The sequence below is a fragment of the Desulfatiglans anilini DSM 4660 genome, assembly GCF_000422285.1.
Classification (GTDB): Bacteria; Desulfobacterota; DSM-4660; order Desulfatiglandales; family Desulfatiglandaceae; genus Desulfatiglans; species Desulfatiglans anilini.
The window spans coordinates 24855-39007 of record NZ_AULM01000019.1; the positions used below are offsets into that span (position 1 = coordinate 24855).

12 protein-coding genes are annotated in these 14153 nt (G+C 55.6%); 8 read left to right on the forward strand and 4 right to left on the reverse strand.

What is annotated here, in order from left to right; genetic code table 11:
* Positions 1-82: 82 nt before the first annotated feature.
* From H567_RS0113300 to xdhA, 3 genes are all read right to left on the reverse strand, one after another.
* Positions 83-493, reverse strand: coding sequence for a pyridoxamine 5'-phosphate oxidase family protein (locus H567_RS0113300; protein ID WP_028321775.1), 411 nt, complete (start codon positions 491-493; stop codon positions 83-85).
* A 174-nt stretch (positions 494-667) separates the two neighbouring features.
* Entirely contained in the window at positions 668-1684 is a 1017-nt protein-coding gene (locus tag H567_RS0113305) for a CNNM domain-containing protein (protein ID WP_028321776.1), read from the reverse strand.
* Positions 1685-1763: 79 nt separating this feature from the next.
* Positions 1764-4058, reverse strand: coding sequence for a xanthine dehydrogenase subunit XdhA (gene xdhA / locus H567_RS0113310; protein ID WP_028321777.1), 2295 nt, complete (start codon positions 4056-4058; stop codon positions 1764-1766).
* Between the two features lie 837 nt (positions 4059-4895).
* Here xdhA and H567_RS28595 point away from each other — a divergent pair.
* The 8 genes from H567_RS28595 to H567_RS0113350 all read left to right on the forward strand — a co-directional run bounded on the left by H567_RS28595 (position 4896) and on the right by H567_RS0113350 (position 12451).
* Positions 4896-5534 carry a hypothetical protein gene (locus H567_RS28595; protein WP_153306190.1) on the forward strand — a complete coding sequence of 213 codons (639 nt, stop codon included), beginning with the start codon at positions 4896-4898 and terminating at the stop codon, positions 5532-5534.
* 274 nt (positions 5535-5808) lie between these two features.
* On the forward strand, positions 5809-6363 hold the full coding sequence (locus tag H567_RS24880) for a metal-dependent transcriptional regulator (protein ID WP_051184838.1): 555 nt from the start codon (positions 5809-5811) through the stop codon (positions 6361-6363).
* A gap of 145 nt (positions 6364-6508) precedes the next feature.
* Positions 6509-6802, forward strand: a complete 294-nt coding sequence (locus H567_RS24885) for a hypothetical protein (RefSeq protein WP_153306191.1) — start codon at positions 6509-6511, stop codon at positions 6800-6802.
* A gap of 209 nt (positions 6803-7011) precedes the next feature.
* Positions 7012-7236 (forward strand): FeoA family protein, encoded by a 225-nt coding sequence (locus tag H567_RS0113330; protein ID WP_028321779.1) that lies wholly within the window; start codon positions 7012-7014, stop codon positions 7234-7236.
* Entirely contained in the window at positions 7233-9707 is a 2475-nt protein-coding gene (gene feoB / locus H567_RS0113335; RefSeq protein WP_028321780.1) for a ferrous iron transport protein B, read from the forward strand. The genes H567_RS0113330 and feoB overlap by 4 nt, the downstream gene beginning before the upstream one ends.
* 24 nt (positions 9708-9731) lie before the next feature.
* Complete coding sequence (locus H567_RS0113340) at positions 9732-10049, forward strand: hypothetical protein (protein WP_028321781.1); 318 nt, start codon at positions 9732-9734, stop codon at positions 10047-10049.
* A gap of 252 nt (positions 10050-10301) precedes the next feature.
* Positions 10302-11111 carry a DUF4198 domain-containing protein gene (locus tag H567_RS0113345; RefSeq protein WP_028321782.1) on the forward strand — a complete coding sequence of 270 codons (810 nt, stop codon included), beginning with the start codon at positions 10302-10304 and terminating at the stop codon, positions 11109-11111.
* Positions 11112-11212: 101 nt separating this feature from the next.
* Complete coding sequence (locus H567_RS0113350) at positions 11213-12451, forward strand: LbtU family siderophore porin (protein ID WP_028321783.1); 1239 nt, start codon at positions 11213-11215, stop codon at positions 12449-12451.
* A gap of 513 nt (positions 12452-12964) precedes the next feature.
* On the opposite strand, the gene H567_RS0113360 is transcribed toward H567_RS0113350, so the two are convergent.
* Positions 12965-14080, reverse strand: coding sequence for a flavin monoamine oxidase family protein (locus H567_RS0113360; RefSeq protein ID WP_028321784.1), 1116 nt, complete (start codon positions 14078-14080; stop codon positions 12965-12967).
* Positions 14081-14153: the final 73 nt, after the last annotated feature.

Sequence of the window (14153 nt, forward strand, 5' to 3'; positions counted from 1 at the left end):
GCGTTTTATCGGAAATCCCCCTTGCAGGGCGCGGCCTGCAGTCAACAGGCGCCAGGCACGACGCAGGCCTCGCCGAGTAGTTCTAAGCGATCTTTTTACCGGCGTCCGGTCCGGGAGAAACCGAAAAGATATCTGTGATCTTGATCACCACCGCGCCCTTGGATTTGAGCGGAAGGCCCAGCTTTTTGCCCTCTTCCTCCGTCCAGGCGGCGGTGTCGTTGAAGATCGGTCCCTCGGTATGGATGGTGGCCGAACCTTTGAACTGGTAGCCGGCGAAGCCTTCCCAGACGGAGATGGCACAGACCGGATTTTCCTTGATGTTGCTGAACGTCTTCGTCATGAAGACAGCCGAGGCGAGGATCGTCTCGTCATCCAGAAGCTTCATGAAATTGATGGGAACCACGTTGGGAACCCCCTTCTTGTCGGCGGTCGCCAACTGTTTGAGCCCCGCGCGGTTGAACATCTCCTGCATTTCCTTCGTCATCTTTGCCATGGTCATTTCTCCTTTCTGTTGCATTTTTTCTGGTTTCAGATCCCGCTTCCGCGCGGAGACAGCCGCGGCAAGGCTGCAAGCTGTCGAACCGGCCGGGAAGCTTGCTCTGAAAGTTGTGCAGGGCAGTGGAGGCCGTCCCCCCAGGCCCTCAGAAATAGGATTGCGGCGCCCTGCTCACGTCGTGCTGCGCTTTTTGGCGAGCGTGCGCTTGTCGGGCACCTGATCCGATTCATCGACAATCTCGCTTCCGAGGATCTCTTCGAGGATATCTTCGAGGCTCACGACCCCGGAAATCCCTCCGTATTCGTCCAGTACGACGAACAGATGCTGCCGCAGCTGGAGAAACTCGGTCAACAGTTTATTCAAAGGTGCTGTTTCGACAACAAAATGCACCGGGTGCATCAGATCCTCCAGACGCGACTCCTTCCGGTCGGCGGCGAAGGCCATGAAAAGTTCCTTGGTGAGGACAATCCCCACGATATCTTCGGAACCCTGGTCATAGACCGGAAAGCGGCTGTGCTCCCAGCGTTTCTCTTGACTGCAGACCTCTTCCACCGTCAGGTGCGCGCACAGCGAAAACACGACGGTGCGGGGCGTCATGACATGCCTCACCTGCTTTTCGTGCAGGGTCAGGATGCGCTCGATCGTCGCCTCCTGGTATCCTTTGATGCCTCCGCACTGACGGCTCAGCCGAGCCAGGGTGCGGATCTCGTCGGCGGTCACGACGTCGGCGGTCTTCCCCTTCGAAACCCAATGGGTCAGTAGGGAGCTCACCCAGATGAACGGCGCCATGACGACCACCATCGACCGGATGATATACCCGCAAAAGCCGCCGATCGACCTTCCGTACACGACGCCGATCGTTTTGGGAAGGATCTCCGAAAGGGTCAGGACGAGGATGGTGAAGACCGCGGAAAACCACCCGAGATATGCCTGCCCGAAGACGGCTGCAGCGGCCGAGCCCGCGAAGGCCGCGCCCGCGGTGTGCGCAATCGTGTTGACCGAAAGGATGGCCGCAATGGGCGCATCCGGTTCAGCGCGAAGAGCCCGGAACACCCGCCAGTGGCGGTTGCCGGACTGGACTTTGGCCTCGATGAAGCGGCGGGGGACTGAAAGGAGGACCGCTTCGAAAACGGAGCAGCCCCCTGAAACAATCAGCACGAACAGGACGATCAATACAAGCTCGAGCATGTGATTCCTCTTTGTCATTCATCCAATCGCGCCCGTGGTCACCCCCGCTCCGCGATAAGACGGTGATTGCCGATGGTGTTCATGGAGTCAGGGGCAAGGTGGAACCTCGATCCCGTAGAGCGAAGAAAAGGCGCTCGGGGGTGATAGGCAGCGTGTCGATCTTGATCCCGGTCGCATGAAGAATCGCGTTTCGGACGGCAGGTGCGACGGAGACGATCGGAGGCTCCCCGAGGGCCTTGTTTCCACAAGGCGCCGTGGACTCGTCCGTTTGAAGGAAAAATGCGCTTACAGCCGGGTAATCGATGGCGGTCATGATCTTGTAATCCGCCAAATTCGGGTTCAAGGTGCGCCCGGTTTTCCGGTCGAACAACAACTGCTCCCACAAGGCGTAGCCCAGGCCCATCTGAACGCCTCCCTGGACCTGCCCTTCGGCCGCCACCGGGTTGACGATCCGTCCGGAGTCATGGACGTTGTAAAGCTCGAGTATAGCCACCCTGCCGGTCTCCGTATCCACTTCGACCTCGACAAAGGTGCAGCCGAACGCGAGCGCGTTGGTCTTCACGTTGCAGCTCACATCGGCGGCGATGCGGGAGGCCGTGTCCGGATTGTAGTAGCTGTCGAGGGCAACGTCCACGACGGGCACGAGCCGGGCGCCCGCGCGGCGCTCGACCACCCATCCGTCGGCGATGTCCAACGTGGAGGCGGCGGACCCGGTCATGGTCTGCGCACGGTCCAGCACCGCGGCCTTCACGGCCTCCGCCGCCTGTTTCACCGCCGTCCCCGAAACGGAGGTCTGGCGCGATGCATAGGCCCCCGGGTCGTAGGGCGACCTGTCCGTGTCCTGTTCCCATGGGATGTGCACCATGTCGATGGGGATGCCGAGGGCGTCGGCGGCAATCTGGGAAAGGGCCGTATCGCTCCCCTGCCCGATCTCAGCAGCGCCGACCTGGAGTTGGACCGAGCCGTCCTGGTTCAGGACGATACGCGCGGCGCCCACCTCCAATCCGGCGGGATAGATGCCCGTCGGGTAGCAGAAGCAGGCCATCCCGACGCCACGCCGCTTGAGGCCGGTTGTGCGGCCGGCGCTTCGCTTCGCCTCCCATCCGATCAACTCCCTTCCTTTGCGGAGGCATTCGGCCAGGGCGGCCGTGTGCTCCATGACTTTGTCGGACGGATCGACGGCGCCTTCCGGGTGCAGGTTGATTTCGCGAAGCCGCACCGGGTCCATGCCCAGCGCGAGGGCGATGTCGTCCATGTGGGATTCGGTCGCGAAAATGACCTGCGGCGCGCCATAGCCGCGCATGGCCCCGGCGGTGGGCGTGTTCGTGTAAACCGTGGCGCTTTCGAAGCGAATGGCATCGGACGCATACATCTGCCGAAAAAGGGTCCCGCTCTTGGAGACGATGGCATGGCCATGGGAGGCGTAGGCCCCGTTCATCGAATGGGCATCGAGGACACGGAACGTCAGGGTTCCGTCGGCCCTCACGCCGCTCTTGAGGGCGAGTTCCATGGCATGCCGGACGCGGGTGCCGACGAAGGTGTCCTCGCGCGGCAGCACGAGTTTGACAGGCCGCCCGCCGACGATCGTCGTCAGAAAGGCTGCCAGTGGTTCCACAACGGCATCCTGTTTGCCGCCGAAGCCACCGCCGACCGAAGGCCTGATCACCCGCACCTTCCCCCAGGGGATGCCCAGCGCCTGGCCTATGATCCGGCGGCAGATGTGGGGAATCTGGGTCGATGTGTAGACGACGACGCACCCCTGCGGGTCCAGGGCGGCCACCGCGCCGTGATTTTCCAGTGCGCAGGGATGGACCACCTGGGTCACGTATCTCCCCTTGACGGTGACATCGGCCGCCTTTAGCGCCGCATCCACATCGCCGAATGAATAATCGCTCCTCTGCAGGAGGTTGCCGGTGCCCTCGTGGATCTCAGGAGTTCCGGACTCCCGGGCGGCCGTCATATCCAGGAGCGGCGGCCGCTCCTCGTATTCCACAGTGATCTCATCGAGGGCGCGTTCCGCCGTCGCTTCGTCGACCGCTACGACGGCCGCGATCTCATCCCCGTAAAAGCGGATGCGCTGCGTCAAAAGGTGCCTGTCGGCGATGTCTCGACGTGACGGGTCCAGGCTGAACGGATGGCCCGCCGTCGGAAAAGTGTGCGATGGAACATCCCGATACGTGACGACCGCCCGCACGCCCGGGATCGCTTCCGCCCGGGCGGTATCGATCCACTTCACCCACCCGCTGGCGATGCGGCTCCGCAGGAGCCTCGCATGCAGCATCCCCGGCAGTGCAATATCATCGACATACCTGGCCCGTCCGGTCGCCTTCGCTCGGGCGTCCACCCTCGAGACACTCGTCCCCACAAAAGCCATTCACAGACCTCCGTTACCGTCCTCATCTCAGCAACAGCGATGGTACCACCCCACGATTTGAAAAAAAAGACCAGCCACAACCTTTCCCAAACATATTCATATCTTCTACACAATCCCCCTCTAAAATGAACTAAAGGGGTCGGACCAAGCTACCACATTGATTTTCCATCAAAATAGATTATTTGAGAACCATATTGTGACCTTAGAACCGACTTTTCAGCCCCAAAAAGGACCGTCTAAGCTTTGCCGTTCGCAAATGATACTCCGGGTCTGCCAGCATTATATGAAATCATAATTTTTATGTAATTTGTAAATTAAGGGGTCGGACCAACATATCATGTTGATTTCACGTGAGAACAGCATGTTCGAGAGCCATATTTCGACCTTAAACCCAGCTTTTTAGCCCCAAAAAGAACTGTTTAAACTTTGGGGGTCGTGGAGGATCCGTCCAACCCGATTCCATAGGGGGGACACTCCATATTTTTGTAAATCCAATCTTTTGATCCAAATTATTAAAATGCCCTGAGGATTCCAATCCCAGCGAAGTAATCTTTTTTGCTGGAGTGGGATTTTTCCTGTGCAAAAGGGTTTGGAGCGGGAGTCGTGTCTAGGATCCCAAATAAATCCCAGAAAAATCACTTGATAGACATCAAGCTAACCCACACATCAGCAATCTCGCAACTGAAATCAGTTTCTTGTGCGCACTGTAAAATTTAGCTGGCCTTTTTTGAAATCAAAATAAGCGTTCTAAGCCAAAAAGAGAGCATCTATTTAATTTTCTTTTATAACATTTTAAAGTATTTATCTTTTTAGAGCTCTTTAAAAAAAGGAGGACATATGAAAAAAATTATCTTAATGATCTTAATCCTGCCTCTGTGCTGTATTTCATGTGCCGCTACAATTGGAGCGCACGGTACTCATGTGGACGTAGTTCCTCCGCTTCCTGTCACGGTTGTATTAGCTGGTCCATACTATTTCTCCGATGCATATTATCCTTATTACTATTGCTACTACGATAACTATTATTATTACTATTACAGCAACCGTTGGTATTATTCAAGATATAGACACTCAAAGCACACTTATTGTAAGCCGCTCCCTAGCCATCATTATCCACAAAATTTCAGTTATAAATCTCATCGCCAAGAGTATAATCATAAGAAATATAAAGATCACCACAATAATCATAAAAAAGAACATAGAAATTATCACAGTGATGATCATAAAAATAAAAAGCGACAAGATCATGAAAAAAAATATGGCAATATTAATAAATGTATAAATCATCGTTACATTCGTAAAAATTCAGAACACAGACGCACAAATTATCAAGCAGATCACGGGGTGAAAAAAAGCCATGTCCAACAGGAAAGAAGCCGCGGATATAATAAGAGATATAACAAACAAAATGACAACAAGTCCTTCAGCCCTCTAAAAATTAAAGATAGCACCCAGCAGAACAGCAGAAGGCGTTAAAGCATTTCGGTAGCCTAAATTAATTTAAGAGCTTGATATTAATAGAAAATATCATCCATAACTCCGACAGGGGGAGTAAATAGCCTTCGATTAGGAGCCTATTTTCTCCCTCAAAATGGGCCTTTTAAGCTCCAAAATAGGCTTTGATATCGAATAATTCTATGTAATATTCATGTATTACCTTGGTCCGACCCCTTAATGCTTGACAAAGTGGGGGGACATCGGTTATTAGGGGGGTAAACTTAAGTTATAAATCTCTAACAATGAGGGTATTATGGGAAACGCCCGTACCAGAGAAAATTCCACAGAGAGGCCTTTGACATCCGTCATGGAAGATTATCTGGAGGCGATCTTCGATCTCAGCCAGGACAAGAGGATTATCCGGGTCAAGGATATCGCCAGACGGATGGATGTCAAGATGCCCACTGTTACGAGCATGCTGAAGACGCTAAATGAGCGCTGCATGGTTCATTACGAGAAATATGAATATGTGGAACTGACCGAGGAGGGGGTCAGTGTCGGAAGAGAAATGCGGCGGCGGCACGAAATCCTGCGGGAGTTTTTGACCGAAATCCTCCGAGTCGACTTCGCCACAGCGGACGAAGACGCCTGCAAAATGGAGCACGCACTGAGCCCCGCCGCACTGGACAGCTTGACCGACTTCATCGAGTTTATCCGCACATGTCCGCGAACGGGAGAAAGCTGGCTGAACTACTTCGAGGAATACCGCCTGCACGGGCGTCGACCTGAAAAATGTCAGTCACGCAGCACTTCCTTTTCTTGTGAATTCAAGCACCAGCTCGACTCCGAAGAGGGTGACCGGCAATGAGGCTGGGGTCGCGATTTGATGCCGCGCCGCAAATGAAGGACGTTTTTGGTTGTGGGCGGATTTGCGGTGGAAGGTCTCTTTGAGAATATTTTTTTGGAAATATTGTTAGGCCAGTCTAATATTATAAATAAAATCTAATATAATCATGGGAAATAATCACAAGGATCTACTGGCCGCACTCAGCACAAGCGTCAGAGAACTGCAACAGGGCCTCGACCTGCACTGTTGCCTTATCACATCCCTGATGGAGGGAAGGCTCACCGAGCCGCATCTACAAACCCTCATGGACCGGTGCCCCAAACGGGCGCGGGAGCGTCGGCTCGAGAAGGCCGTCCGGGAGGCGATCGACGTCCTGGATGAGAGCCGGAAGGCGTTCAAATCCAAGGCCCTTGAACGTCTGCGCAAACAGCTGACTGAGGCGCTGATCGACCCGGATTGACCGTTTAAAAAAATGCTTGACAAAAAGAAATAGATAAGTATTTTAGAGCTTCATTTTTTAGTTTTACAGGTCTAATTTAGAAAGGGATGTCTTACGGCCTTCGGTCCAATTGCTTGGGCGCGGAGGAAGTGAAGGCGCCGCTCTGAACGCACCACGCGTATCGGGCAGCGCCTTTTTTGTTTTCAGAACCCTGCCAAGGAAGGCGCGACATGACACTGAATGAAATGAAGCCCGGGGGTGCATGCCGGATCAGGCGATTGCTGGCCGGAAACAAATTGGGACAGAGGCTTTTGGATATGGGGATTTATCCGGGGCTGCAGGTGCGTGTAATTCGCAACGCCCCTCTTGAAGACCCCATGGAACTCGAACTGGGCGGTTATTTCATCAGCCTCCGCCACGAAGAAGCCCGTTTCGTCGAAGTGGAACCGCGATGAGGACCTCCAGAAAACGACTCGTAGCGCTCGTTGGGCAGCCCAATTGCGGTAAGTCCACACTCTTCAACGCGCTGACGGGCGCAAGCCAGCATGTCGCGAATTACCCCGGTGTCACCGTCGACAAGATGACCGGGTGGTACAAGCACGACGGCGCAAGAGTGAAAGTGGTGGACCTGCCCGGCACCTACAGCCTTACGTCCTTTTCTCCGGAGGAAAGGGTATCGCGGGATTTTATCCTGCATGAACGACCTTCGGCGGTGGTCAATGTGGCGGATGCCTCGAACCTGATACGCTGCCTCTATCTCACCTTCCAACTGATAGAGATGAATATCCCGCTCATCCTGAATCTGAACATGATGGACGTAGCAGAAAAGCGCGGGATCAAGATCGATGCCGGACGGCTTGCCGACAGGCTCGGAATCCGTGTCTTTCCCACCTCGATGAAATCCGGCCGTGGAAAGGCCGCACTGGTCGAAGCGATAGCTGCCCTTTCCGGGGAGGTCGAACCCGCAAAAGGAGCGCGCATCGACTATGGGAAGATGGAGCCGTTTCTGCGCAAGATACGGGAAAAGCTCACATCCGAGACCACTCTCGGGGAAAACTACCCCGTTCGATGGCTGGCTATCAAACTGATGGAAGGGGACGCAGAAGCCCAGCGGCTGGTCGAGGAAAACCACCCTGCCCCGGCGGTCTTCTTGGAATCCGTGGCACAGAACTGGGCGGTTTTTACCGCACACTCCGATGAAATGCCCGAGATTCATATCGCCAACCGCCGCTATCAGACAGCCGGCGAAATCGCGGCATCATCCATCGAACCTCCGTCAATGGCCGCCCGCCCCCTGTCCGACACCATTGACCGGTTCGTGTGCCACAGGGTGCTGGGGCCGGCGATCCTCATCGGGGTTATCTGGCTCCTCTACTACCTTTCGATCGTCCAGGGATATCGTCTCACCGGGCTTACCTGGCCGCTTCTGGCAGGGTTGCGCGATCTGGTGGAGGGCGCCGCACCTGCGCCGGGTTTCATCGACATTCCCTTGATGCGGTCTTTCGCGCTCTGGTTCGTGGACAGCATCAATGCGCTTTTGAACTACATTCCCATATTTTTCATCCTTTTCAGCTGCATCGCCATCCTCGAGGACAGCGGATACATGCCGCGCATGGCCTTTATCATGGACCGGGTGTTCAACCGCTTCGGCCTGCATGGACAATCCACCCTGCCGATGGTCCTGGGGGGCATTTATGTTGGGGGCTGCGCCGTGCCGGGTGTCATGGCTTGCAAGGGGATTCCCGACGAACGTTCACGCCTGGCGACCATCCTCGTCATTCCGCTCCTCAACTGCCTCGCCAAGGTGCCGCTTTACGTACTTCTGATCAACCTGTACTTCGCCGCCCACGCCGCCTGGGCCATGTTTTTCATCTCCACGATCAGCCTCCTGCTGGTGCTGCCCATTGCCAAAATATTGACCCTAACCGTCCTGAAGGACAAGGAAACGGCGCCGTTCGTCATGGAAATGCCGCCCTATCATCTGCCTACGCTGCGAGGCGTTCTGGGACCGGCGGTGGAGCGGGTATGGCTCTTTCTGCGCAAGATCAGCACCATCGTGGCAGCCGTCGCCGTGGTCCTTTTCGCGCTGCTGCAGTTTCCAGGGCTAAGCAGCGAAAGGACGGACCACTATCGCAACCAGAAAGAGGCTGCCCTGGAGTCCTTCTTCAAGGGGATCAGAGGCACCCCGTACGCCCAAGACCTACAAGACGAGGAGCGCATCATGGATCTCATCCTGTATGGGGATGCGTACAGAAATGCCCGGATGAAGGCTTCCGGCCAGGGGGCGATGGAATCCCTCGCGGAGGAATTCAAGCGCCGTGATCCCCTGTATTTCCAAATTGTTCAGCCGGGAGGAGACAGGGATGCCCGGCAGGTGAACCGGGCTTTCAAGGAGCTCCACCAAACGCGTAGAGAGCTCTTGCAGACGATGCGCAAGGAGCGGATCGACAACAGCCTTCTGGGATGGCTCGGAAAGCGGCTGGAGCCCTTCACGCGCGCGGCCGGTTTCAACTGGCGTATCAATGTCGCGCTCCTCAGCGCACTTGCGGCCAAAGAAAGCAGCGTGGCCACCCTGGGGGCGCTGTACGAGCAAGAAGAGAGCGGTGAGACCCTCGAGCAGCGAATGGCAAGGGAGGAAGGCGAACTGACCTCGCTCCACGCCCTGGCATTGATGCTGTTCATGGTGCTCTATCCGCCGTGCCTTGCCGCCGGCATCGCGGTGAAGATCCAGGCGGGCGCCTTGAAGTGGATGCTCTTTTCGATGATCTACCCGATGGCGCTCGGACTGGGGGTCGCGAGCCTGGTCTATTCAGGAGGAAAGACCTTGAGGCTTTCCGGCCTTGAAGCCATGTTCGCATTCTATGGGCTGGCCCTGGCTTTTACTGTCCTTATGGGCCTTTTCAAAAACAAAACACACTACGAATGAGGGAATGAAAGGAGGACCGTTTGCATGTTCAAACGAAGAATCATCATCACGGGAATTTTCGCGCTAGGAATCTTTTTGGCGGGCGCGGCGTCCGCTCACACTCCGCTTTGCTCCTGCTACGACAATGGCGATGGGTCCATTACGTGCGAGGGCGGCTTTTCGGACGGCTCGTCGGCGCGCGGTGTGCAGATCCGGGTAATCGGAAAAGACGGCAAATTGCTGTTTGAAGGCAAGATGGACGAATTCAGCGAGTTTAGATTCGACAAGCCGGCCGTCCCCTTCAGCATCGAATTCGATGCGGGGCCAGGGCACCAGGTGACCATCGAAGGGGAAAAGCTCTGATGCATGCGCCGAGGAAGGGTTGTGCCCCCGCCGGCCCCGGTCCCGGTGGCAAGGCGACGAGTCGAAACCGCCCCGGGAGAGTCGACAAGTGGACATCATCGTCAGAGCGCCGACGGATCAAAGGCGCGTTTGGCGCGCCCATGAACTGAAAGCATCGAAAATCACACGGAAACGGGACAGTCTTTTAAAGGGAAAAACCTGTACGAGGAAGGAGCTAATCAAATGAAAAAAACCACCAAGAAAACATCGATCATGTTTGCCTTATGGATAAACACTGTTTTCGCGGCCTTTGCGGTCTCTGCGGTCTTCGCCGCCCCTGCTGCAGCTCATTTCCAAATGATCTACACCCCGGAATCGGCCCTTGATAAGGCGGGCGCCATCGATCTCAAGCTCATCTTCACACACCCCTTCGAGGCCGGGCACACCATGGACATGGGGGAACCGGGGGAGTTTTTCCTGGTCCGCAAGGGGAAAAAGCAGGACCTGCGCGGGCAGTTGAAACCGATCGTCTGGAAGAGCCTGACCAACAGTGGCAAGGCGTATGAAGCCGCCATCGAACTGCGGGGCATGGGCGACCACGTCTTCTGTCTGCTCCCGTCGCCCTACTTGGAGGAGAAGGAAGACTGCTACATCCAGCAGATCACCAAGCTCATCGTCAACACGAGCGGATTCCCGACCGACTGGGACGCAGACATCGGACTGCAGGCCGAGATCGTTCCGCTCGATAAGCCCTACGTGCTCTGGACCGGCAATGTATTCAGAGGGGTGGTCAAAGGAGGCGGAAAACCGGTGCCGCACGCTGAGATCGAAGTGGAGTATCTGAACCATGAACCTCAAATGGACACCAACTCCTTTGCAGAGCGGGCTGATGTCAGCGCCCCGCAGGACGCCTTCGTCACCATGACGATCAAGGCCGATGCGAACGGCCTATTTACCTTCGGAATCCCGAAGGCTGGATGGTGGGGGTTTTGCGCACTGGGCGTCGGCCCGGAAAAGACTTGGGACGGCAAAGAACTTTCGCAGGACGCGGTCATCTGGGTGCAGGCAAGAGACATAAAGTGACAATTCTTTGTTACCTTTGACCACGACAATAACCGACACTGAATCGGGCAACCCTTTGAATCGTCGAATTGTCCTATAACTGGATCAACAGGAGAGAGGAATTGAAAAGAATTGTGAATACGATCGTTTTCTCACTTATGCTGTTGTTTTGCGCCATGAGTGCGGGGCCGTCATCAGCGGCCGATGTATCCACCGCTCAACTGATGGAGGAGTTGGAAGCCATGCAAAGGCGGGTCCAACAACTCGAAGAACAGCTGCAACGAACCGCAGCGGCGGATGAAGTTCAGAAGGACAGCGGGCGGGCGGCCTCCGTCAAAGAGGAAGGTCTGCCGGAAAGAATCCGAAAAATCGAGGAACAGCTGAAAGAAAAAACGCTTCCAGACACCTTGACAAAAAGGGTGACCCTGAGCGGATTGATCGAGGCCGAAGCCGGCTATGAGAAGATTCGTTATGCCGACCCCGCCCAGGCCGATGAGGATTCGAGTGACATCATCCTGTCGACGGTGGAATTGGGCGTCGATGTCGACATCGCCAAACATGTCAGCGGGCACGTCCTGTTTCTCTGGGAAGAAGACGACACGGAACCGGTTGATATGGACGAGGGTTTCATCACTCTCGATGGTGAAGATGTCGTGCCTTTATATCTCACGGCAGGGAAAATGTACGTCCCCTTCGGCACATATGGAACCTTCTTCATCAGCGACCCTTTGACACTCGAGATCGGGGAGACAAGGGAAAGCGCCGTCAGGGCCGGGTTCTACAACGAGCTGTTGGATGTATCCGCGGCTGTCTTCAATGGCGATGTGGGCAAGATAGGGGATGACGATTATATTGACTCATTTGTCGGAAGCATCGCCTTCTCCCTTCCCGAAGAACTGGTCCCCGACCTTGGGTTGACTGCCGGCGCCGCCTACCTCAGCAACATCGCCGACAGCGACGGCCTGGAGGGCGAAACGAGCGGTGAAATCCAGGATGAAATCGGCGGGCTCGGAGCCTTCCTGAGCCTGGCTTATAGAGAAAGGGCCTTCCTGCAATGCGAATACGTGGGCGCGTTGGACCATTTTGAGGCGGGGGAGCTGAGCTTCGACGAGGGCCGTGCGGCCAAACCGCGGGCGTGGAACCTCGAATTGGCGCTCGTCCCGGTCGCCGACCTAACCGTGGCCGTCAAGTATGAAGCCAGCCGGGATCTGGGGGCGTTTCAGCCCGAAGAACAATACGGCGCGGCCGTCACCTACGGCCTATTCGCCAACACCGCGATCTCTTTCGAATACCTTCGCGGCGAACACGAAAACGGTGACCGAAGGGATCTCCTCACCACTCAGCTCGCCATCGAATTCTAGGGGGTCGGACCAAGATAACATTCTGAAATTACATTTTAATAACATCAAAAAATGCCCTTTTCCAGCCTTAGAACCATCATTTCAAGCCTAAAAAGGGGCATCAAGGTTTTCGCGTAGGCTGAATAAACGTCCCCAACCGAATCAGTGCGGTGCAATACAGTGCAGGAATGGCATGTTTCACTGGCTTCGTCCGCGTACTCCATTTCTTAAAGAAAGGGGGTGCGCAGGCTCAGCCAGCCAGAAAACTCGATTATCCCGAATAAGAACACCACCTCCCCCAAAAAGCGATTATCCGCGAGGAACATGCCCTATCTCGAACTCCGCGATTTTTTTCCACATCCGAGCTACCCAATAACAAAGGCATCCGCTCCGCCGAAACGATTAGAATCATTCCAAATAGAGATGGCACAGCTTGACTTGTCTCGGTCAGCCAAAGATCTTAAACCCGGCTTTTTGCGTGGAAAATGATCCACCTAAGGTCAAAAAATGGCATTCGTATGAATAAATATAATTTCATATCAGTGGCTTGGCTTGGTCCGACCCTTCCATGCTGCATACTTCATAGACAGCACGTTCGGCGGCTGCCAGGGCCCCTTCGAGGTATCCCCCGTGTTCGTCGGCGGTTTCGGTGCCGGCAAAATGAACGGTGCCGTTCCAAATAGAGGTCCGACCGGCCGGGGGATGATAAAGAGGATGCTCGACCATCGGAGGCTGATCGTACGGCGTGGCAGTAAATCGCTCGCGGGCCCAGTCCCGGTAGAAAAAGGCGGTCGGGTTCAGAGCTTCTTTCCCATAGAGGGATGCGAGTTGGCAAAGAATCTCCTCCAGCAGCAGGTCCGGCCTGCTGCGCTGCACAGCCGGGATGCCGACAAACCCGGTCAGACCGTAGGGGCCGCCGGCATCGTTCGATCCGTCGTGAATCTCCCCCAAAGGCCCACGCTCGCTGAATCCTTCCCCGGAAAGACCGGCTGTGCGCCAGAAAGGTGCATCATAGAGTGCACAGAATTTCGCCTGCCCGGCCATCCACGTACCGATCCTCAGCATCGCCTGGGCAAGATCATGCGGAAGTTCCGGTTCGAAAAGCATGGTGGCAGCTGCGAGACGCGGCGGGAGAGCGAGGATCAACTGGCGGGCCCTGAACTGCGCCCACGGTTCCCGATCCAGTTCGCCGACGCTCACCAGGGCACCCTCTTCTGTTTTCTCAATTCGACAAACCGGATTATTGATGTGAATAGCACGTTCAGGAATCCGCTCACAGAGCCTCCGCACCAAAGCCATCATCCCGCCTGCCAATCGAAAGGAAGGCGGCTCCATGACGTATCCTCTGACAGTTTGAACCGAACCGTTGAAGCGCTCGAAGCGGCCACAGCCGCTGTCAAACTGCGGATAGCCCTCGAGGCCTAACGCCTGGATGAGATGAGCCATTTTCGGATGGATCGCCGGCCAATACCATGAGGGACCCAAATCACAGAAAAAACCTTGATATTCGGGGCTGAGAATCCGACCGCCAAGTCTTTCTCGGGCTTCCAGGATCAAAAAAGAGCCTTTCGTTCCCGCGAGGAGACTCGCGGCATAAACACCGCTCAACCCCCCACCGACAATGATCGTATCGAACGTTTCCGCGTGCATGGTTAATCGATCTTGTGCATCGTTATTTTGTCGAGAAAGTTGGCGCCATTTCGAACCGTCTCCAGCCGCTGCA